The organism is Streptomyces sp. NPDC127108, assembly GCF_042677545.1.
Taxonomy (GTDB): domain Bacteria; phylum Actinomycetota; class Actinomycetes; order Streptomycetales; family Streptomycetaceae; genus Streptomyces.
In genome coordinates this window covers 55878-75697 of the sequence record NZ_JBHXTE010000032.1, presented here as the reverse complement: position 1 = coordinate 75697, position 19820 = coordinate 55878, and the positions used below count along the sequence as shown (strand labels likewise).

The 19820-nt window shown below is 72.8% G+C and carries 20 protein-coding genes; 12 read left to right on the top strand and 8 right to left on the bottom strand.

Annotation, left to right across the window (positions count from 1 at the left end):
• Positions 1–71 precede the first annotated feature (71 nt).
• The 4 genes from bioB to ACFVHO_RS25705 all read left to right on the top strand — a co-directional run bounded on the left by bioB (position 72) and on the right by ACFVHO_RS25705 (position 4263).
• Entirely contained in the window at positions 72–1265 is a 1194-nt protein-coding gene (bioB, locus tag ACFVHO_RS25720; protein WP_385719034.1) for a biotin synthase BioB, read from the top strand.
• Entirely contained in the window at positions 1258–2577 is a 1320-nt protein-coding gene (locus ACFVHO_RS25715) for an adenosylmethionine--8-amino-7-oxononanoate transaminase (RefSeq protein WP_385719032.1), read from the top strand. Before bioB ends, ACFVHO_RS25715 begins: the two co-directional genes overlap by 8 nt.
• Positions 2574–3287 carry a dethiobiotin synthase gene (gene bioD, locus ACFVHO_RS25710; RefSeq protein ID WP_385719029.1) on the top strand — a complete coding sequence of 238 codons (714 nt, stop codon included), beginning with the start codon at positions 2574–2576 and terminating at the stop codon, positions 3285–3287. Before ACFVHO_RS25715 ends, bioD begins: the two co-directional genes overlap by 4 nt.
• A 292-nt stretch (positions 3288–3579) precedes the next feature.
• Positions 3580–4263, top strand: a complete 684-nt coding sequence (locus tag ACFVHO_RS25705) for a class I SAM-dependent methyltransferase (protein ID WP_385719026.1) — start codon at positions 3580–3582, stop codon at positions 4261–4263.
• Between the two features lie 41 nt (positions 4264–4304).
• Here ACFVHO_RS25705 and ACFVHO_RS25700 read toward each other — a convergent pair whose 3' ends face one another.
• The 3 genes from ACFVHO_RS25700 to ACFVHO_RS25690 form a co-directional block, all read right to left on the bottom strand.
• Positions 4305–4667, bottom strand: a complete 363-nt coding sequence (locus ACFVHO_RS25700) for a VOC family protein (protein ID WP_385719023.1) — start codon at positions 4665–4667, stop codon at positions 4305–4307.
• Positions 4668–4827: 160 nt separating this feature from the next.
• Positions 4828–5166, bottom strand: a complete 339-nt coding sequence (locus ACFVHO_RS25695; RefSeq protein ID WP_063750494.1) for a hypothetical protein — start codon at positions 5164–5166, stop codon at positions 4828–4830.
• Between the two features lie 36 nt (positions 5167–5202).
• Positions 5203–5430 carry a toxin-antitoxin system HicB family antitoxin gene (locus ACFVHO_RS25690; RefSeq protein WP_030358728.1) on the bottom strand — a complete coding sequence of 76 codons (228 nt, stop codon included), beginning with the start codon at positions 5428–5430 and terminating at the stop codon, positions 5203–5205.
• 175 nt (positions 5431–5605) lie between these two features.
• Here ACFVHO_RS25690 and ACFVHO_RS25685 point away from each other — a divergent pair, with 175 nt between their 5' ends.
• From ACFVHO_RS25685 to ACFVHO_RS25660, 6 genes are all read left to right on the top strand, one after another.
• Entirely contained in the window at positions 5606–6502 is an 897-nt protein-coding gene (locus ACFVHO_RS25685; RefSeq protein WP_385719021.1) for an ABC transporter ATP-binding protein, read from the top strand.
• 10 nt (positions 6503–6512) lie between these two features.
• On the top strand, positions 6513–9077 hold the full coding sequence (locus ACFVHO_RS25680) for an ABC transporter permease (RefSeq protein WP_385719018.1): 2565 nt from the start codon (positions 6513–6515) through the stop codon (positions 9075–9077).
• A gap of 143 nt (positions 9078–9220) precedes the next feature.
• Positions 9221–10114, top strand: coding sequence for an LLM class F420-dependent oxidoreductase (locus ACFVHO_RS25675; protein ID WP_385719015.1), 894 nt, complete (start codon positions 9221–9223; stop codon positions 10112–10114).
• Between the two features lie 120 nt (positions 10115–10234).
• Positions 10235–10660: a GNAT family N-acetyltransferase gene (locus ACFVHO_RS25670; protein WP_385719012.1), complete on the top strand. Its 426-nt coding sequence runs from the start codon at positions 10235–10237 to the stop codon at positions 10658–10660.
• A gap of 198 nt (positions 10661–10858) precedes the next feature.
• A complete protein-coding gene (locus ACFVHO_RS25665) occupies positions 10859–12199 on the top strand; it encodes a hemolysin family protein (RefSeq protein ID WP_385719009.1) in 1341 nt (446 codons plus the stop codon).
• Positions 12196–13209 (top strand): hemolysin family protein, encoded by a 1014-nt coding sequence (locus tag ACFVHO_RS25660; RefSeq protein WP_385719006.1) that lies wholly within the window; start codon positions 12196–12198, stop codon positions 13207–13209. Before ACFVHO_RS25665 ends, ACFVHO_RS25660 begins: the two co-directional genes overlap by 4 nt.
• Positions 13210–13292: 83 nt before the next feature.
• On the opposite strand, the gene ACFVHO_RS25655 is transcribed toward ACFVHO_RS25660, so the two are convergent.
• Both ACFVHO_RS25655 and ACFVHO_RS25650 read right to left on the bottom strand, forming a co-directional pair.
• Entirely contained in the window at positions 13293–13541 is a 249-nt protein-coding gene (locus ACFVHO_RS25655; RefSeq protein ID WP_385719004.1) for a holin, read from the bottom strand.
• A gap of 222 nt (positions 13542–13763) precedes the next feature.
• Positions 13764–14771 (bottom strand): LysR family transcriptional regulator, encoded by a 1008-nt coding sequence (locus ACFVHO_RS25650; protein ID WP_385719001.1) that lies wholly within the window; start codon positions 14769–14771, stop codon positions 13764–13766.
• A 70-nt stretch (positions 14772–14841) separates the two neighbouring features.
• Here ACFVHO_RS25650 and ACFVHO_RS25645 point away from each other — a divergent pair, with 70 nt between their 5' ends.
• Both ACFVHO_RS25645 and ACFVHO_RS25640 read left to right on the top strand, forming a co-directional pair.
• Positions 14842–15519, top strand: coding sequence for a maleylpyruvate isomerase family mycothiol-dependent enzyme (locus ACFVHO_RS25645; RefSeq protein WP_385718998.1), 678 nt, complete (start codon positions 14842–14844; stop codon positions 15517–15519).
• 100 nt (positions 15520–15619) lie between these two features.
• Positions 15620–16465, top strand: coding sequence for an SGNH/GDSL hydrolase family protein (locus tag ACFVHO_RS25640; RefSeq protein WP_385718995.1), 846 nt, complete (start codon positions 15620–15622; stop codon positions 16463–16465).
• 90 nt (positions 16466–16555) lie between these two features.
• On the opposite strand, the gene ACFVHO_RS25635 is transcribed toward ACFVHO_RS25640, so the two are convergent.
• Genes ACFVHO_RS25635 through ACFVHO_RS25625 form a run of 3 tightly spaced genes read right to left on the bottom strand, consistent with a single transcriptional unit; the run spans position 16556 to position 19763 of the window.
• Entirely contained in the window at positions 16556–17011 is a 456-nt protein-coding gene (locus tag ACFVHO_RS25635) for an SRPBCC family protein (RefSeq protein WP_385718993.1), read from the bottom strand.
• Positions 17008–18402: a carotenoid oxygenase family protein gene (locus ACFVHO_RS25630; RefSeq protein ID WP_385718990.1), complete on the bottom strand. Its 1395-nt coding sequence runs from the start codon at positions 18400–18402 to the stop codon at positions 17008–17010. Before ACFVHO_RS25630 ends, ACFVHO_RS25635 begins: the two co-directional genes overlap by 4 nt.
• Positions 18399–19763, bottom strand: coding sequence for an MFS transporter (locus tag ACFVHO_RS25625; protein ID WP_385718987.1), 1365 nt, complete (start codon positions 19761–19763; stop codon positions 18399–18401). Before ACFVHO_RS25625 ends, ACFVHO_RS25630 begins: the two co-directional genes overlap by 4 nt.
• Positions 19764–19820: the final 57 nt, after the last annotated feature.

Sequence of the window (19820 nt, the reverse complement as noted above, 5' to 3'; positions counted from 1 at the left end):
ACACCTCCCGATGCTTCTGTTGTACGGAATCTCCATGGTCAGAAACTCCGGCGTGCGTCAGGATCGGCGCCATGGATCTGCTCAACACGCTGGTGGACAAGGGGCTTCGGCGGGAACTGCCGAGCCGTGACGAGGCGCTTGCGGTGCTCGCGACCTCCGACGAGGACCTGCTCGACGTGGTGGCGGCGGCCGGAAAGGTACGGCGCCACTGGTTCGGCCGACGGGTGAAACTCAACTATCTGGTCAACCTCAAGTCGGGTCTGTGCCCGGAGGACTGCTCGTACTGCTCGCAGCGGCTCGGCGCGGAGACCGGGATCCTCAAATACACCTGGCTGAAGCCGGACGAGGCCTCCAAGGCCGCGGCGGCCGGGCTCGCCGGGGGCGCCAAGCGGGTCTGCCTGGTGGCGAGCGGGCGGGGGCCCACGGACCGGGACGTCGACCGGGTCTCCGACACCATCAAGACGATCAAGGAGCAGAACGAGGGCGTCGAGGTCTGCGCCTGCCTCGGACTGCTCTCCGACGGCCAGGCGGAGCGCCTGCGCGGCGCGGGCGCGGACGCCTACAACCACAACCTCAATACGTCCGAGGCGACGTACGGCGACATCACCAAGACGCACACCTACGCCGACCGTGTCGACACGGTGCAGAAGGCGCACGCGGCCGGGCTCTCCGCCTGCTCGGGCCTGATCTCGGGCATGGGCGAGACGGACGAGGACCTGGTCGACGTGGTGTTCGCGCTGCGCGAGCTCGACGCGGACTCCGTGCCGGTGAACTTCCTGATCCCCTTCGAGGGCACCCCGCTCGCCAAGGAGTGGAACCTCACCCCGCAGCGCTGCCTGCGCATCCTCGCCATGGTCCGGTTCGTCTGCCCGGACATCGAGGTCCGCATCGCGGGCGGCCGTGAGCTGCATCTGCGCACGCTCCAGCCGCTCGCCCTGCACCTCGCCAACTCGATCTTCCTCGGCGACTACCTGACCAGCGAGGGCCAGGCGGGCAAGGCCGACCTGGAGATGATCGCGGACGCCGGGTTCGAGGTGGAGACCACGGACCAAGTGACGCTGCCGGAGCACCGCAGGGGCGGTGGGTGCGGCTCGGTCTGCGGCTCACAGGACACCGCCGCCACCGCCGACACCGCCGACGAGGCTCCCGCCGGGGCCGCGAAGCCCGCCGCGAACGCCGAGGCGCCCGCCGCGCCGGGGCCGCGCACGGATCTGGTGACGGTACGCCGCCGCGGCGCCGGAACGGACGTGGCGCCCAATGCCTGACGCGGGCACGGCGTCCGGCCTGGACGTCAAGGAGATCCTCGACCTCGACCGCGCGCACGTCTGGCACCCCTACGGGCCGATGCCCGGCCGCCACGACCCGCTGGTCGTGGAGTCCGCGAGCGGAGTGCGGCTGCGTGTCGCGGGCGTCGGCGAGCTGGTTGACGGCATGTCGTCGTGGTGGTCGGCGATCCACGGCTACAACCACCCCGTCCTCAACGACGCGGTGCGCGAGCAGTTGGACAGCATGAGCCATGTCATGTTCGGCGGACTCACGCACGAGCCCGCCGTCCGGCTCGCGAAGCGACTTGTCGACCTCACGCCGGACGGCCTCGAGCACGTCTTCCTCTCCGACTCCGGTTCGGTGGCCGTCGAGGTCGCGGTCAAGATGTGCCTCCAGCACTGGGTCTCCCTCGGCAGGCCCGAGAAGCACCGGATGCTGACCTGGCGCGGCGGCTACCACGGCGACACCTGGCAGCCGATGGCCGTGTGCGACCCCGACGGCGGCATGCACAGCCTCTGGCAGGGCGTGCTCCCCCAGCAGGTGTTCGCGGACCAGCCCCCGGCGGGCTTCGACACCTACGACGAGGCGTACGCGCAGCATCTGCACGACGTGATCGGACAGCACGCCCACGAGCTCGCGGGCGTCATCGTCGAGCCGGTGGTGCAGGGCGCGGGCGGCATGCGCTTCCACTCCCCTCGCTATCTGCGCGCGCTGCGCGAGGCGTGCGACGCGCACGACGTGCTGCTCGTCTTCGACGAGATCGCGACGGGCTTCGGCCGCACGGGCGCGCTGTTCGCGGCGGACCACGCGGGCGTCACACCGGATGTGATGTGCCTCGGCAAGTCCATGACCGGCGGCTATCTGACGATGGCGGCGACGCTGTGCACGGCGCGGGTCGCGGCGGGCATCGCGCGGGGCGAGGTGCCGGTGCTCGCGCACGGGCCGACGTTCATGGGCAATCCGCTCGCCGCGGCGGTCGCCAACGCCTCCATCGACCTGCTGCTCGGCAAGGACTGGCAGACGGACGTCAAGCGCGTCGAGACGGGCCTGCGGGCGGCGCTCGCCCCGGCCGCCGAGCTGCCCTTCGTCCGTGACGTACGGGTCCTCGGCGCGCTCGGTGTCGTACAGCTCGACCACCAGGTCGACATGGAAGCGGCGACGCGGGCCGTGGTGCGGGAGGGCGTGTGGGTGCGGCCGTTCCGCGACCTCATCTACACGATGCCGCCCTTCGTCACGGGCGACGCGGACGTGGCGCAGATCGGCCGTGCGGTGTGCGCGGCGGCACAGGCGAGCGGGGAGGTCTCGGCGTGAGCGTCCTGGTGGTGTCCGGTACGGGCACGGAGATCGGCAAGACCGTGACGACGGCGGCCGTGGCCGCGGTGGCCCTCGCGGCCGGGCGCAGCGTCGCCGTCCTCAAGCCGGCCCAGACCGGGGTCGGCCCCGGGGACCCGGGTGACGTCGACGAGGTGCTTCGGCTCGCGGGTGACCGGGTGACCCCGGTGGAGCTGGCGCGCTTCCCCGAGCCCCTCGCGCCCTCGACGGCGGCGCGCCGAGCGGGGCTGCCGACGGTCTCGCCCGCCCAGGTGGCCGAGGCCGCGGAGAAGCTCGCGGCCTCGCACGACCTGGTCCTGATCGAGGGGGCCGGGGGGCTGCTCGTCCGCTTCGACGAGGCGGGGACGACCCTCGCGGACGCGGCCCGGCTCCTCGCCGCCCCCGTCCTGGTCGTGGCCGCCGCGGGCCTCGGCACCCTCAACATGGCCACGCTCACCACCGAGGCCCTACGAGCCCGGGGCCTCACCCCCGAGGGCATCGTCATCGGCAGCTGGCCCACCGCCCCTGACCTGGCCTCTCGCTGCAACCTGGCCGAACTGGCCGACGTGTCGGGGGCACCCCTGCTCGGCTCGATCCCCGAGGGGGCGGGCGCCCTGCCGGGCCCGGAGTTCCGCGCGGCGGCCGGGGGTTGGCTGGGATCCGGGTTGGGCGGGAGCTGGGCGGGTCCGGGCGCTGAGTCCAAGGGGTAGGCCGGGTGCGGGATCGGTTCCGTCCCACGGCGTGACGCCGAACCGATCCCGCACACGACAGCCGGACCTGACTCAAGCCCGTCCGGCGCTTGAGGACGAGCACGCAGCACGATCAGGGCCCGCCCCGGCAGAAATCAGCCCGTCCGGCGCTTGAGGACGAGCGCGCAGCGCGATCGGGGCCCGCCCCGGCGCCGGTGCGGGGAGTCCCGGGCCCGGGGGCCTGGGGCGCGGGCCCCAGTTTCGGGAAGGGGCGGGATTGGGGAAGAACCCCCCACCCACCCTTGGAGGCACCATGCCCCCGCCCTCCGCCCGTCCCGCCCCGCGAGACGCGGTCCACCACCCCCTCTTCGCCCGCTTCTACGCCCGCCTCAGCGTCTCCGCGGAACCGGCCATCGCCCCGCACCGCAAGGAACTCCTGCGGGGCGTCGAGGGTCGGGGCATCGAGGTGGGCGCGGGCAACGGCCTGAACTTCGCGCACTACCCGACCACCGTCGCCGAGGTGGTCGCGATCGAGCCGGAGAGCGTCCTGCGCCGCCTTGCCGTGTCGGCGGCGATGCGCGCGGACGTCCCCGTGGACGTGGTGCCGGGCGCCGCGGAGGCGCTGCCGGTCAAGAGCGAGGCGTTCGACTTCGCCGTCGCGTCGCTGGTGCTGTGCAGCGTGCGGGACCTGCCGAGGGCGCTCGGGGAGCTGCGCCGGGTGCTGCGTCCTGGCGGTGAGCTGAGGTTCTTCGAGCACGGCCGGGCTCCGGGCGGCGCGATGGCGACGGCGCAGCGCGTCCTGGACCGCACGGTGTGGCCGCGCCTGTTCGGCGGCTGCCACGTCGGCAGGGACCCGGTGGGCGCGCTGCGTGCGGCCGGGTTCGAGGTGGGGACGTACCGCCGGATCGTGGTGCCCGCGCGCGGCCCGAGGTTCCCCACGTCGTACTGCTTCCTGGGCTCGGCACGCCGCCCCGCGGAGGACGAGGCGGCGGGCTGACCGACGCCGCCGCCTTCCTCGTACCGCAAGCGCCGTCCTCCTCAGATCGGCTGCGCGAGATTCACCGCGTTGCCGTCGGGGTCCTTGATGTGGGCGACGCGTTGGCCCCACGGCATGTCGTTGGCGGGGCCGAGCACCGTGCCGCCGAGGGCTTGGACGCGTGCGAGGAGTTCGTCGACGTCGTCCACGGTCACGCTCAGGAGCGAGCGCTGGGGGGTGCCCGGCTCGACGCTCTTGTCGGCGACGATGCCGAGGTCGGAGTCCTTGACCCGCAGGTTCAGGAAGAAAACGGGGCCCTCGTCCGGCACGCGGTCCGTCTCCTCGGCGCCGAGGAGTCCCGTGTAGAAGGCGACGAGGCGCTCCAGGTCGGGGGTGATCAGCATCGGCTGGATGGTGGCGGGCATGGCGTGGTCCTCCTGGTGGTCGCGACCGGTTGCCTCATGCTGACCGGCGTACGGGCCAGAACTCATCGGCACACTCACCCTGCGCGACTCGGAGCGCGCTGTCGCACCGCGCGCCGGGCCGGACCACGCCCCGGTCACCGCAGCGGCCGACCCCAAGCGGTCACAGGCTCCACTGCCGCAGCTCACGCGCTATGTCGTGCACGCTCGCTCCGTCCTCCTTGATCAGACGGGCCAGATCCCGCACCTGCTCGGGCGAGGTCACGACCTTCACGCCGCTGGCGACGAGGTAGGCGTAGGCGACCGACGAGGCGAAGAGGGCGTTGGAGCGTTCGAGGGCGGGCAGGTGCAGCAGGAGCTGGAGCAGGGCGGCGGCGCGGTCGTGCGGGCCCTCGTAGACGGGAACGCCGAAGATCTCCGCGTGGTGGCGGGCCACGGCGGCCACCAGGGCGCCCCAGTCGGTCACTTGTGGATCACCGGGCGTCTTGTGCTCGGCGACCATCAGGAGCCAGGCGAGGTCGATTCTGAGGTTCAAGGGTCAGCGACGGCCCTCGCGCTCCGCGCCGAACTCCTCGGCGAAGACGGTCTCGTACTGCTTCATGAAGTCGGCGGCGGCCTCCACGAACGTGTGGCCGAGCTCGCCCGCGTCCTGTTTGACCAGCTCTTCGATATAGCGGTTCACGCTCACGCCGCGGGCCATGGCGCGTTCGCGCGCGGCCCGGGCGGTGTCCTCGTCCACCCGCACGTTCAGCTGAGTCTTCGCCATGTCCACAAGCTAGCGCCGATCCGCTAGCACCGGCAAGAGGTGCCGGGCCGGGCGACCAGGTGCCCCTTACATACGCCTCACTCATCGACCTGCGAGGGATACCAGCCGCCCGCTCCGACCCTTTACTCTCTGCTGGCATACGCGAGTTGGGACGGCCACAACCGGGGAGGCGGCCTTGTCCACACCTGCTTCGACACCGCACACGGAGCGCGCCGAGCCCTCCGGCGTCGCGGCCCGCGCCCGCGGACTCACGAAGGCGTACGGCTCGGGTGAGACCGCCGTGCTCGCCCTGGACGCGGTCGACGTGGACATCGCGCGGCAGCGGTTCACCGCCGTGATGGGGCCGTCCGGTTCCGGCAAGTCGACGCTGATGCACACGCTGGCCGGGCTCGACTCGGTCTCGGCGGGCCAGGTGTGGCTCGGCGACACCGAGATCACCGGGCTCAAGGACCGGGAGCTGACGCGGCTGAGGCGGGACCGGATCGGCTTCATGTTCCAGTCGTTCAACCTCATCCCGACACTGAACGCGCGCGAGAACATCACCCTGCCCATGGACATCGCGGGCCAGCGCCCCGACCCCGAGTGGCTTGAACACGTCATCGACACGCTCGGCCTGCGCGACCGTCTTCGGCACCGGCCCGCACAGCTCTCCGGCGGCCAGCAGCAGCGCGTGGCGTGCGCGCGGGCGCTGGCCTCCCGCCCCGAGTTGATCTTCGCCGACGAGCCGACCGGCAACCTCGACTCGCGGGCCGGGCTCGAAGTCCTCGGGTTCCTGCGCGAGGCGGTGGACTCGCTGGGCCAGACGGTGGTGATGGTGACGCACGACCCGAGCGCCGCGGGCCACTCCGACCTGGTGCTCTTCCTCGCGGACGGCCGGATCGTGGACGAGATGGCCCGGCCCACGGCGGAGGGCGTCCTGGAGCGGATGAAGCGGTTCGACGTCCTGGGCGCGGCCACGGACACCGCCGAGGGGACGCCGGACGCCGCCGGACCCTCCGGCCCCGCCGCCCCCGCGCCCCCGGCCGACCCCCTGGCGAAACCCACCCGAGACGACCCGTCCCCCCAGGACTGAGGCGGCACCCGTGCTGAAGGCCACCCTCCGCAGCTTCCTCGCGCACAAGGGCAGGCTCGCCCTGTCCGCGCTCGCCGTGATCCTCTCCGTGGCGTTCGTCGCGGGCAGCCTCATCTTCTCGGACACGGTCGCCCGCACCTTCGACCGGCTCTTCGCGTCCACGTCCGCCGACCTCTCCGTCGGGCCCAAGGACGACCTCGACGAGAGCGTGCCGACCGGACGGACCCCGACGGTGCCCGCCGACCTCGCCGAGCGGGTCGCGAAGGTCGACGGCGTCGCGGCCACGCACGTCGACGCGACCGTGGATAACATCACGGTCGTCGACCGCGACAACGACCCCGTCGGCCCCACCACCGGCGCGCCCACCGTCGCCGGCAACTGGTACGAGACCGAGCGCTCCCCCGTGGAGATCACCTCGGGCCGGGCGCCGCGCGCCGCCGGGGAAGCGATGATCGACGCGGACACGGCCGACAAGAAGGACGTGGAGATCGGGGACACCCTCAAGATCCTCGCCGCGCCCGGCTCGTTCGAGACGAAGGTCGTCGGCATCGTCACGTTCACGACCACCAACCCCGGTGCCGCGCTCGTCTTCCTGGACACCCCGACCGCGCAGGCCAAGCTGCTCGGCGACAAGAACGCCGCGACCAGCATCTCCGTCGACGCCGCGACGGGCGTCAGCGACACCGAGCTCAAGCGCCGCGTCGCCGCCGACCTGGGCGGCCGCTACGACCTGGAGACCGCCGACGAACAGGCCGAGTCCGCCGCCTCCGAGCTGGGCGGATTCCTGGACGTCATCAAGTACGTGATGCTCGGCTTCGCCGGGGTCGCCGTCCTGGTCGGCATCTTCCTGATCGTCAACACCTTCTCCATGCTCATCGCGCAGCGCACCCGTGAGCTGGGTCTCCTTCGCGCGCTCGGCGCCGACCGCAGGCAGGTGCGCCGCTCCGTGCTCATCGAGGCGGTGCTGCTCGGCGTGGTCGGCTCCACCCTCGGGCTCGCCGCCGGGATCGGGCTCGCCGCCGGACTCATCGAGCTGATGGGCCTGTTCGGCATGAACCTGAAGTCCACGGACATGGTGATCGCCTGGCCGACGCCCGTCGCGTCGTACGTCGTCGGGGTGGGCGTCACCTTCCTCGCGGCGTACCTCCCGGCGCGCCGGGCCGCGCAGGTCTCCCCGATGGCCGCGCTGGCCGACGCCGAGATCGCGGGCGTGGGACGGCCGTTGCGGGTGCGGGCCATCGTGGGCTCGGTCGTGGCGGCGGGCGGCGCGGCGGCGCTCGTGGGGTGCGCGACCTCCTCGGACACCGCCACGTCGGCCTCGCTGCTCGGGCTCGGGGTGGTCCTCAGCCTCCTCGCCACGGTCATCGCGGGTCCGCTCCTGGTGCGGCCGGTGATCCGGGTGCTCGGCGGCGCCTTCCCCGCCGTCTATGGCTCCGTGGGCCGGATGAGCCAGCGCAACGCCCTGCGCAACCCCCGCCGCACCGGCGCCACCGCGGCCGCGCTCATGGTCGGACTCGCCCTGGTCGGCGGCCTCTCCGTGGCCAGCTCCTCCATGACCAAGTCGTTCGACGACCAGATCGACAAGACCCTCGGCGCGGACTTCGTCGTGCAGAACAGCGCGTTCATGCCGTTCCCGACGGAGGTCACGAAGAAGGTGGAGGCGACCGACGGCGCCGGGACCGTCGTCCGCAGCCGCTTCACTCCCCTGAAGCTGCGGATGCCGGACGGCAAGACCGTGGAGACGACGGCCGCCGGCTTCGGCAAGCAGCTCGACGAGGTCGTGAAGACCACGTACGCGCAAGGGAGTTCGGCGCGGGCCCTGGCCCCCGACCGGCTCGCGATGGACCGGGGCTACGCCAAGGACCATGACGTGCGCGTCGGTTCGGTGCTGCCCGTGGAGTTCCCCGGCGAGCGCAAGGTGGAGCTGACGGTGGCCGCGCTCACCGACAACGAGGGTCCCGAGGGCCCCGGTATGCAGGGCGGGCTCTTCATGGGGCTCGGCACGCTGGAGAAGTACGTGCCGGACGGCCAGGACTCCGCCGTCTACGTCAACACCGCGCCCGGCACGGACGCGGAGGCGCTGCGGGACCGGCTCGACACCGCGCTCGACCCGTACCCGCAGGTGCAGGTGCGCGACCAGGCGGACTACAAGAAGCTGATCCGCGAACAGATCGCCGTGATGCTCTATCTCGTGTACGCCCTCCTCGGCCTCGCGATCGTCATCGCCGTGCTCGGCGTGGTCAACACCCTTGCCCTGTCGGTCGTCGAGCGCACCCGTGAGATCGGGCTGCTGCGCGCGATCGGCCTGGCCCGACGGCAGCTGCGGCGCATGATCCGCCTCGAGTCGGTGGTGATCGCGGTGTTCGGCGCGGTGCTCGGTCTCGCGCTCGGCCTGGTGTGGGGCGTCTCGATGCATCAGGTCCTGGAGCTGCAGGGGCTCAAGGCGTTCGCGGTGCCGTGGTCGACGCTGGTGGCGGTCGTGATCGGGTCGGTGGTGGTCGGGATCGTGGCGGCGCTGCTGCCCGCGCTGCGGGCGTCGCGGATGAATGTCCTCGAGGCGATCGCGCACGAGTGAGGGGCCGTCACGCGCGGGCCGGTGCAGGGGCCTCGCGCGTGTCGGCTCGCGCCAGGCCGGAATGCGGTGGCCCGCGGGAGCGGGCGGGTGGTGGAATCGGTCGCGTCCCTGCCCGCTCACTCCCGTACCAGCAAGGAGAGTTCATGCCCCACCGGCCCTTCCGCTTCGGCGTCAACATGGTCGAACCGAGCCCGCGCGAGGAGTGGCGGACCAAGTGCCGCACGGCGGAACAGCTCGGCTACGACGTGATCCTCGTGCCCGACCACCTGGGCATGGCCGCGCCGTTCCCGGCCGTCGTCGCCGCCGCGGAAGCCACCGAGCGGCCCCGGGTGGGCACCTTCGTCCTCAACGCCGGGTTCTGGAACCCGACCCTGCTCGCCCGCGAGGTGGCCACCACGGACCTGCTCACGGACGGCCGCCTCGAACTGGGCCTCGGCACCGGCTATGTGCGGGCCGAGCACGACGCGGCCGGACTGCCGTGGGGGTCGCCCGGCGAGCGCGTGGCCCACCTGCGGCACACCGTCGAGACGCTCGACCGGCACTTCGCCGAGGCCGAGTTCGTGCCCAAGCCGCGCCAGACGCCCCGCCCGCCGCTCCTCATCGGCGGCAACGGCGAGAAGATGCTGAAGCTGACGGCGGAGCACGCGGACATCGCCGCGTTCACCGGGGCACGGTCGGTGCCGGGTCACACGGGCGGCAAGATGCTCCATCTGACGGCCGAGGAGATGGACGAGCGGGTCGCCTCCTACCGGCGGCACGCGGCCGCGCGATCAGCGCCCGCCGAGCTGAACCTGCTGGTCCAGCTGGTGGACATCACCGACGACCGGCGCGCCAAGGGCCACGAGGTCGCCGAGTACATCCCCCATCTGTCCCTCGAAGCCGCCCTCGAAGTGCCGATCCTGCTCATCGGCACGGTCCGCCAGATCGCCGACCAGCTGCGTGCCCAGCGGGAGCGGTACGGCTTCTCGTACATCACGGTCCTCGAGCCGTACTACGAGACGTTCGGAGCTGTCATCGAGGAGCTGCGGGGCGAGTGACGCGGGCGTACCCGCAGGTGGCGCCGCCGACCGCAGCCCCGGATCCCTCATCCTCCATCCCGCATCCCGCATCGTGAAATTTCCGCGCGCCGACGCCCGGCCCGGTGATGGGATGCCGTCATGACCGATCTACGGATACGGGCCGCGACGCCCGACGACCTGGACGCCGTGCTCGCCTTCTGGAAGGTGGCCGCGGAAGGCACCAGCATCAGCGACGACCGCTCGGGCGTGGAGCGTCTGGTCGCCCGGGACCCCGGGGCGCTGCTGCTCGCCGAGCGGGACGGGGATCTCGTGGGCACGGTGATCGCCGGGTTCGACGGCTGGCGGGCGTCCCTGTACCGGCTCGCCGTGCACCCCGACGCCCGCCGGGCGGGGATCGGCTCGGCGCTGCTGCGCGCGGCCGAGGAGCGGTTCGTCGCGCTCGGCGGGCGGCGGGCGGACGCCATGGTCCTGAACCGCAACGAGCTGGCGCACCACGCCTGGCACGCGGCCGGATATGCTCCGCAGCCGCAGTGGAGCCGCTGGGTCAAGCCGCTCGCGGAGTGACCGCGCCAGCCGCCTCTGCGGCACGGCACGATAACAGCGAGTGATGCGAAGCGCAGAGTTTTGCCGATCCTTTAACATGGGCTCACCACTCGAAATCCCTACGGAAAGGTGTGAGCGTCCGCCCATGGGCGAGCCTCCTAGTACCCCACATCGCGCATTCACCACCTCCCTGGCCGATCATGGGACGGAGGTGACCCGATGACTGAAGTGCTCCTGCTCCTCGTGGCGGTGCTGCTCTCGCTCGCCTGCGGAATCTTCGTGGCGGCGGAGTTCTCGCTCACGACCGTCGAGCGCGGCGACCTGGAGCGCGCCGTCGAACGCGGCGAGCGCGGCGCGGCCAGCGCCCTCAAGGCCGTCAAGAACCTCACCTTCCAGCTCTCGGGCGCGCAGCTCGGCATCACCGTGACCGGCCTGGTGGTCGGCATGCTCGCGAAACCGGCGATCGGCGACCTCATCGAGGGCCCGCTGAACGCCGTCGGCGTCCCCGACTCGGCGTCCTCGACCGTCGCCCTCATCCTCGGCACCGCCCTGTCGACCGTCTTCCTGATGGTCGTCGGCGAGCTGGTGCCGAAGAACTGGGCGATCTCCTCGCCGCTGCCCATCGCCAAGCGGGTGGCGACGCCCCAGCGCGTGTTCAGCGCCGCGTTCCGCCCCTTCATCCGGCACCTGAACAACACCGCGAACCGCGCGGTGCGCCGCTTCGGTCTCGAACCCACCGAGGAGCTGGCCTCCGCGCGCGGCCCGAAGGAACTGCTCGCCCTGGCCAGGCACTCCGCGAAGGAGGGCGCCCTGGAGGCGGAGACCGCCGAGCGGTTCATGCGCACGCTGAACCTGGCCGACCTCACGGCGGAGAACGTGATGACGCCGCGCGTCCAGGTCGTCGCCCTGGACGTCGCCGCCACCTGCGAGGACGTCGCCAACGCCACCCGCGCGACCGGACTGTCCCGGTTCCCGGTCTACCGCGGCAACCTGGACTCGGTCGTCGGTGTCGTCCACATCAAGAACGTCCTGGCCGTGCCCGCCGAGCTGAGGGCGCGCCGCCCCGTGAGCGAGCTGATGCGCGAGCCGCTGCTCGTACCGGAGTCGCTGACCGTGGACCGGCTCCTCGACCGGCTCTCGGGCCGGCGCACCATGGCCGTGGTCATCGACGAGTACGGCGGCACGGCCGGGGTCGCGACCCTGGAGGACATCGTCGAGGAAGTCGTCGGCGAGGTGCACGACGAGCACGACCCGCACGAGACGCCCGACCTGGCGCCGGCCGGGACCGACGAGGACGGCCGGGTGCTGTACTCGGCCGACGGCGCGGCCCGCACCGACCAGCTCGCCCGCGTGGGCCTGCGCGTGCCGGAGGGCCCGTACGAGACGCTCGCCGGTCTGATCGCCACCGAACTGGGCCGCATCCCCGCCGTGGGCGACGGCGTCGAGGTCGCCGGCTGGCACCTGGACGTCGTGGACGCCACGGGCCGCCGTGCCGCCCGGGTCCTGCTGCACGCGCCCGCCGAACCCGCCGACGACGAACCGGAGGAGGACGACCGATGACCGTCATCCAGTTGCTGATCGGCCTGGCGACGCTCGTCGTCAACGCCTTCTTCGTGGGCGCCGAATTCGCCCTGATCTCCGTGCGCCGCAGCCAGATCGAGCCACGTGCCGAGGAGGGCGACAGGCGCGCCAAGAGCGTGATGTGGGGCCTCAAGCACGTGTCCGCGCTGATGGCGGCGGCGCAGCTCGGCATCACGCTGTGCACCCTGGTGCTCGGTGTCGTCGCCGAGCCCGCGATCGCGCATCTCCTGGAGCCGCTGTTCGACGCGGTGGGCGTGCCGCACGGCCTGGTCCACCCGATCTCGTTCGTCATCGCCCTGGCCGTGGCGACGTATCTGCACATGCTGCTCGGCGAGATGATCCCCAAGAACATCGCGCTCGCCGAGCCGGTGCGCAGCGCCCTGGTGCTCGGGCCGCCGCTGGTGGCGTGCGCCCGGGCCGTGCGTCCGGTGGTGTTCACCATCAACGCGTTCGCCAACGCGATCCTGAAGCTGCTGCGGGTCGAGACGAAGGACGAGGTCGCGGCGACGTTCTCGGACGCCGAGCTGGCCCGCCTGGTGCAGGACTCCAGCGACGCGGGGCTGATCGACGACCGCGCGCAGGAGCGTCTGCACGACGCCCTCGAACTGGGCCGCCGTCCGGTGCGGGACGTGGTGCTTCCGCTGGAGCGCGTCGTCTACGCGCGCGTGGGCGTCACGCCCGAGCAGTTGGAACAGCTGTCCTCGCGGACCGGTTTCTCGCGTTTCCCCGTCGTCGACGAGGGGCGCCGCATCGTCGGCTACCTCCATGTGAAGGACGCGCTCGACCTGTCCCCGCGCGACCTGCCGTTCCGGGTGAGCGACATGAGGTCCATCGCCCGGGTGCGGGAGACCACGTCGCTCGACGATGTCCTGACGGCCATGCGGGGCAGCCGCACCCATGTGGCGGCCGTGCTCGGCGAGGACGGCAGGCTGGCCGGGATGGTCACGATGGAGGACGTACTGCGGGAGTTGTTCGGTCAGCCCGCGTGAGCCCTGGGGCCTGCGTGCCATGAGTCGGCTCGTCCCGCGCCGGATGTCGTACGGCTGTCCGGAACGGCCTGTTCGCGGACGGGTCAGTGGGCGGGCTGATGTCCCCGGCCGTCCGGGACCTCGGTGAGGCCGGGTCCGGGCGGGCCGATCTTCGCGGAGCCGACCGCGGTCAGGACGGCGAGCAGCGCGGCCATCCCGGCCGTGCCGAGCGCGGCGCCCCACGCCACGTCCAGGAGGTTCGTCGCCCCCGCGACGAGAACGGCGGCGAGGGCCTGCGCGAAGGTGCGGACCGCGCGCTCGGCGGTGGCTTTCCAGAAGGCAGCGGTCCACATGACGGACCCCTCTCCGGTAGTGAGGAGCCGTTTGGTGAGTCCTCAACTACCGCTATGTTCCCGCTGGTTGGGGAGCGGCGTCGAGAGCGGGGTGGGGGCTTCTTCGGGGGTGGTGGGGGGTGCGGGGGGGGCGGCTTGGGTCCGGGGTGTGGGGGTGGCCCGGGTCCTGGGTGTGGGGGTGGCCCAGGTCCGGAGTGCGGGGGTCGTCGGACCCGGGCGCAGTCAGATCGCGTCCGGGGGTACCGGGGGCGTCTCCGCGAGTACGGGCAGTGCGGCGCGCAAGCGCGTCAGGAACGCGCGGGCCGCGGGCCCCGCAGGGCCGTCCGTGCGCCAGGCGAGGCCGATCCGCCCGCGCGGACAGGGCTCCTCGAAACCGATCACGCGCAGGCCCCCCGCCGCGGCGATCCGCGCGCCCGGCGCGGGGAAGACGGCCACGCCGAGGCCACGTGCCGCGAGCTGGACCAGCAATTGCGGCGCGGCCGCCTCGAACGCGACCTGCGGCGTGAACCCCGCCCGCGTACAGGCTCGTTCGAGCACGGCCCGCAGCCCCGTGCCGCGCGGCAGGCTGATCAAGGGGCGGTCGGCGAGGGCCGTCAGCGGGACGACCCCGTCGAGTGCGCCCACCTCGCCGCTGCCGTCGCCCTCGCCCCGCCCGTCTCCCTCGCCGTCGGGCGGCGGCCCGGCCCGTGCCACGAGCGGGTCGTCGGGCGCCACCAGCGCCGCCAGGGGTTCGTCGATCACGACCTCCCAACTGACGCCCTGCGGCGGCGTTTCGTCGGCGAGACCGGCCAGGGCGATGTCGAGCCGCCCCTCGCGCACGGCCGCCAGCATCCGGTCCGAGGTGTCCTCGGTGAGGGCCATCTCGACGTGCGGATGCGCGTCGTGGAAGTCGGCGAGGACCGACGCGACGTCGTACTCGTGCGTGGCGGCGCCCGACACGAGGCCAATGGTGACGCGCCCCCGCAGCAGCCCGGTGAACTCGTCGGCGGTCTGCCGTATCCCGTCGACGGCGGCCAACGCCGCCCGCGCGTACGGCAGGACGGCCGCACCCGCCTCCGTCACGGTCACCGACCGGCCCGAGCGGTCGAGGAGCCGCTGCCCCAACTCCCGCTCCAGCTGCCGGATCTGGGCGCTCACCCCCGGCTGCGCCACGTGCAGCGCGGCCGCCGCACGCGTGAAGTTGGCCTCCTCCACGACCGTGAGGAAGTACCGGAGCTGACGCAGTTCCATAACCCGGAATGCTAGCCACGAGACGTACTGGCTCTTGGACTTATGGCGGCGACGAGCCGATCTTGGCTTCATGGGGAACTCACAGGGGAACTCACCGACCACACCGGACACCTCGACCCGCGGCATCCGCACCGCCATCGCCGCCGAACGCCGGGAGCTGGCCGACCTGCTCGACGGTCTGACACCCGAGCAGTGGGACGCGCCGTCGCTGTGCGCGGGCTGGCGGGTGCGCGAAGTCGCCGCCCATATGTCGCTCGGCTTCCGCCATTCCCTCCCCCGCGTCCTGTGGGAGCTGCTCAGGGCGGGCGGAAGCCTGCACCGCATGACGGACCGGCGGGCCCGCGCGGACGCGGCGGCGTTCTCCGCGCGCGACCTCGCGGGGTTCCTGCGGGACCACGCGGACCACCCGTGGACCCCGCCGGTCGGCGGCTACGCGAGCGCGCTCGGCCACGACGTCGTCCACGGCCTCGACATCACCGTGCCGCTCGGCCTCACCCGCCGCGTACCGGAGGACCGCCTCCGCATCCTCCTCGACCACGTCACACCGAAGTCCGCGAAGTTCTTCGGCGCCGACCTCACCGGCCTGGAGCTGCGGGCCGACGACACCGACTGGTCCTTGGGGTCGGGGGCACGGCTGGCCGGCGACGCGCAGGACCTGCTGCTCGTGGCGTACGGGCGGCGGGTGCCCGCGGGGCGGCTGCGGGGTGAGCAGGCGGGGCGCTTCACGGCGGCGGGGCGGGCCCGCTGACGGGCAGGCTCACCGGCGGGAAGGCCCACTGGCGGGAAGGGATCTCCTGATCAGATGGGCCCGCGCGGGCGCGTCGGCCCCGGGATACCATCACATCGCCATGCAGATCAATCCGCGCTACACGAGCCTCGTCGCCGTCGGCGACTCCTTCACCGAGGGCATGTCCGACCTGCTGCCCGACGGCAGCTACCGCGGCTGGGCCGATGTGCTGGCCGAGCGGCTCGCGGCCCGCACTCCGGGCTTCCGGTACGCCAACCTCGCCGTGCGCGGCAAGCTCATCGGGCAGATCGCCGCGGACCAGGCGCCCATGGCGGCCACGCTCGGCGCCGACGTGATCACCCTGGTCGGCGGCCTCAACGACACGCTGCGGCCCAAGTGCGACATGAGGCGGGTGCGCGGCCTCCTGGAGCAGGCCGTGGAGACCCTCGCCCCGGCGTGCAAGCAGCTGGTCCTGATGCGCAGCCCCGGACGCCAGGGCGCGGTCCTTGAACGGTTCCGCCCGCGCATGGAGGAGCTGTTCGCCCACGTCGACGACCTCGCGGCACGGCACGGGGCCGTCGTGGTCGACCTGTACGGGTCCCGGACGCTCGCCGACCAGCGGCTGTGGGACGTGGACCGGCTGCACCTGACGGACGAGGGGCACCGCCGGGTCGCCGAGGCGGTGTGGCAGACGCTCGGCCACGGGCCGGAGGACGACTGGGACAGCCCGCTGCCGCCCGCCGTCCCCGCGGCCTGGATGACCCGCCGCGTCGGCGACGTCCGCTTCGCCCGGCAGTACCTCGGCCCGTGGATCGGCCGCCGCCTCACCGGCCGCTCGTCCGGCGACGGCCGCTCGGGCGCCCAGGTGGACCCGGTGACGGGACGCGCGTTCTGGGTGACACCAGACGACGCGGCGGCCCCGGGCCCCGTACAGACGTGGCGACGCGTGGAGCCGGACGCGGCCTGACCGCGCACGGCTGGTGGAGCCGGACGCGGCCAGGTCGCGGGCGGAGGCCGACGGACGCGACGGGCAGCGGCACCCGGGCGTCCGCCTCCCCTACTCCCCGCTCGGCCCTCCCTCTGTCTCCTCCCGTGCCACCACCGTCTCCACGGCCTCCTTCAGCTCCGCCAGCCAGTCGACCAGGGACTGGGCAAGCAGCGCCAGCATCCCGTCGGGGTCGGCGTCGACCGGGGCACCGGTCCAGTACTCCTCGGTGACCACCGACGTCCCGCCGTCGGGCGTCGGCGCGAAGGTCCAGCGGTGCATGCCGTCGATGCCGGAGGTGGGGCCGCCCCAGGTGAGGGAGCGGTACTCCTCGATCGCCGTGACCGTGGACGTGATGTCCAGGCCGTGCGTGAGCCACCTGAAGGACATGCCGACCTCCAACTCGCCCGACGTCTCGGCCCGTTCGACTCCGCTGTGCCACAGGGGCCAGGCGGCGATGTCGGTGTGCAGCCGCCAGACGACCTCGACGGGCGCGGCGACGGTGATCTCGTGGCGGGTGCTGATCATGCCGCACCGCCGGTGGCGGAAAGGGCCTGGGCGTCGGCATCGGCATCGGCATCCGCGTCCGCGATCCAGGAGCCGTGGATTCCGCTCGGCACCCGGCGCGGCAGCTCGACGACGGCGAGCGGCCCGGTGCCCGGGGCGGAGGCGTCGATGACGAGCAGCTGCGAGGCGTCCTTGACGAGGTCGCTGACCACGGTGAGCAGATAGCCCTCGTCCTCCCCGGTGGCACCGTCGGCCGGTACGAAGACGGCCTCGCCGGGCATTCGCCCCTGTCCCATGGGGACAAGGTCGCGACTGCCCGCGGTGTGGTCGTGTTTGACGATCGCGTACTCGTCGAGGTCCGGTCCCGGGAAGGCCACGGCGTAGCTGTAGCGGTGGAACCGGCCCGTCAAGTCCTCGTTGACGGTGGGGAATTCGGTGATGAGGTCGTCCACGGGGTCCTCGGTGCCGACGCCCGTGGCCGGGTCGAGTATCCAGCGGTGGCCCGTCGCGCCGACCATGGGCTGCGGCGCGTGGCCGGGCGCCCCGATCCAGAACTTCCAAGTCTGCTCCCAGGCTCCGCGGTCGTAGCGCGGCCCGGTCAGTACGACACGGCCGCGTTCGTCCTCGTACGCGTTGGCGACGTGCAGGAGCACACCGGGCTCCACCTCGAACCAGCGCACCGTCGCGGGCCCGGTGCGCGGCATCACGCCGATCCGCGGCGTGTACGTGTCGCTCCAGCGGTACGGGATGCCGGAGTGCTCCTCGGCGTTGAAGACGACGGGCAGGTCCAGCCACACCACGTACCGCTCGGTGATGCCGAAGTCGTGCACCAGGGACGGTCCCGCGCCCTCGACGACCTCGCTGCGCACGATGTCGCCCTTGGCGTCGGCCACGTAGTACGTCAGGTGCGGCGGGAACGGCCCGTACCCGAAGAAGTGCAGCTCACCAGTTGCGGGGTCGGTCTTCGGGTGCGCGGTCATCGCCGTCTTCAGGCGGCCGCCGAAGTCGTGGGCGCCGACGGTGTCGAGCTCGGGCGTCATCTCGTAGGGGAGGTTGGCCTCCTGGAGGGCGAGGATGCGGCCCGCGTGCTCGATGACGTGGGTGGCGGCGTCGCTGGCGCGGAGGTTCGGGGTGCCGTCGGCGCCCAGGTAGGGCACGCCGTCCAGGGCCGGGGTGTGCACCCAGCGGTTGCGGTACCACTCGGCGCGGCCCTCGCGCAGCCGGACGCCGTGGATCATTCCGCTGCCCTTGAACCAGTGGGTCGGGGTGACGCCGGGCTTGGGGTTGTGGCCGTTGCGGAAGTAGCGGCCGTTCAGCTCGGGCGGGAGGGTGCCGTGCACGGTCAGGCCGTGGGCGGTGGTCTCGTCGGTGACGGGCGTGTAGTGGCCGGTGAGGTAGGGCTTCTTGGTCATGACGGGTGCCTCCTTGTGCGGTGGTCGGGGCTGGTGAGCGTGGTGAGTGTCGCGGCCGTCGTGAGCACGGCGATGAGGGCCGTGGTGGCGAACGCGGTGCGGTAGTCCCCCGCCGTGGGTGCGAGGGCGGTCAGCAGGGCGAGGCCGAGAGCGCCGCCGATCTGCCGGGTGGTGTTGACGAGGCCGCCCGCGAGGCCGGAGTCGGCGGCCGGTACCCCGTCGGTGGCCAGCGTGGTGAGCCGGACGAACGCGACGCCGAGCCCCGCGCCGACCAGGACCGAGGGTCCGAGCAGGTCGAGGGCGAAGGTGCCGTCGGTCCGGGCCAGGGCGAGCAGGCCGAGGCCGAGCGTGAGGGCGGTGAGCGCGGCGGCGAGGCCCGCGCGGCCGGGCAGGCGGGGCGCGAGGGTGGACGCGGCGACGACGGTGAGTGCGAGCGGAAGCTGTGTGAGGCCCGCCGCCAACGCGCTGTATCCGAGCACTTGTTGCTGGTACAGCGGCAAGAAGTAGAAGAGTCCGACCCACACCGCGCCGAGCAGCGTCATGGCCAGGTTGGCCGCCGCCACCCGTCCGGTGCGCAGCAGGCGCGGCGGTACGAGCGGGGTCGTGGCCCGGCGCTGGCGGTCCGCGAACAGGGCCAGGAGCGCGAGGCCCGCCGCGGCGGCGAGCGGCTGCTCGGCGGTGAGCGCGTAGACGAGCGCCGTCAGGCCCGCGGTCGAGGTGAGGGCGCCGACCAGGTCGAGGCCGCCACCCGCCGGCCGGTCGGCGGGGACCAGCAGGAGGGTCGCCCCGAGCGAGGTGACGGCGATCGGTACGACGACGAGGAACACCGCCCGCCAGCCGTACCACTCGGTGAGCACGCCACCGAGGATCACCCCGGCCGCGCCGCCCGCCCCGGACACCGCACCCCACACGCCCAGGGCAGCGCCGCGCGTCAGGCCCGCGCCGCCCTCGGGCTTCGGGCCCGGCGGGAAGATCAGCAGGACCAGCGCGAGCGCGGCGGGCGCGAGGAGCGCGGCACCGACGCCCTGGACGGCGCGGGCGGCGATCAGCGCGGCGGCGTTCGGAGCGAGACCGGCGGCGAGCGAGGCGAGCGCGAACACCGTCGTCCCCGCCACGAACATCCGCCGCCGCCCGAAGAGATCCGCGCACCGGCCACCGGGCAGCAACAGCGCGCCGAAGGCGAGTACGTAGGCGTTGACCACCCACGCCAACGCCCCGGCCGACAGCCCGAGTCCTCCTGACACGGCGGGCAGCGCCACATTCACGATGGACGTACTGAGCACGACGACGAACTGAGCCGTCGCCAGCGCCACCAGAGCGGGGCCCTGCTCCACCCCCGGCGCCCGGCCCGGACGCGGCACCCGCCCCACCCCTCCTGTCCGCCACTGTCCCCTCACGATCACACCCCCAAGTCCTTG

Bases quoted from the DNA above. Each gene is read 5' to 3' on its own strand.
- bioB (WP_385719034.1), top strand. From the start codon at position 72: ATGGATCTGCTCAACACGCTGGTGGACAAGGGGCTTCGGCGGGAACTG.
- ACFVHO_RS25715 (WP_385719032.1), top strand. From the start codon at position 1,258: ATGCCTGACGCGGGCACGGCGTCCGGCCTGGACGTCAAGGAGATCCTC.
- ACFVHO_RS25705 (WP_385719026.1), top strand. From the start codon at position 3,580: ATGCCCCCGCCCTCCGCCCGTCCCGCCCCGCGAGACGCGGTCCACCAC.
- ACFVHO_RS25700 (WP_385719023.1), bottom strand. From the start codon at position 4,667: ATGCCCGCCACCATCCAGCCGATGCTGATCACCCCCGACCTGGAGCGC.
- ACFVHO_RS25695 (WP_063750494.1), bottom strand. From the start codon at position 5,166: ATGGTCGCCGAGCACAAGACGCCCGGTGATCCACAAGTGACCGACTGG.
- ACFVHO_RS25690 (WP_030358728.1), bottom strand. From the start codon at position 5,430: ATGGCGAAGACTCAGCTGAACGTGCGGGTGGACGAGGACACCGCCCGG.
- ACFVHO_RS25675 (WP_385719015.1), top strand. From the start codon at position 9,221: ATGCCCCACCGGCCCTTCCGCTTCGGCGTCAACATGGTCGAACCGAGC.
- ACFVHO_RS25670 (WP_385719012.1), top strand. From the start codon at position 10,235: ATGACCGATCTACGGATACGGGCCGCGACGCCCGACGACCTGGACGCC.
- ACFVHO_RS25665 (WP_385719009.1), top strand. From the start codon at position 10,859: ATGACTGAAGTGCTCCTGCTCCTCGTGGCGGTGCTGCTCTCGCTCGCC.
- ACFVHO_RS25660 (WP_385719006.1), top strand. From the start codon at position 12,196: ATGACCGTCATCCAGTTGCTGATCGGCCTGGCGACGCTCGTCGTCAAC.
- ACFVHO_RS25655 (WP_385719004.1), bottom strand. From the start codon at position 13,541: ATGTGGACCGCTGCCTTCTGGAAAGCCACCGCCGAGCGCGCGGTCCGC.
- ACFVHO_RS25650 (WP_385719001.1), bottom strand. From the start codon at position 14,771: ATGGAACTGCGTCAGCTCCGGTACTTCCTCACGGTCGTGGAGGAGGCC.
- ACFVHO_RS25645 (WP_385718998.1), top strand. From the start codon at position 14,842: ATGGGGAACTCACAGGGGAACTCACCGACCACACCGGACACCTCGACC.
- ACFVHO_RS25640 (WP_385718995.1), top strand. From the start codon at position 15,620: ATGCAGATCAATCCGCGCTACACGAGCCTCGTCGCCGTCGGCGACTCC.
- ACFVHO_RS25635 (WP_385718993.1), bottom strand. From the start codon at position 17,011: ATGATCAGCACCCGCCACGAGATCACCGTCGCCGCGCCCGTCGAGGTC.
- ACFVHO_RS25630 (WP_385718990.1), bottom strand. From the start codon at position 18,402: ATGACCAAGAAGCCCTACCTCACCGGCCACTACACGCCCGTCACCGAC.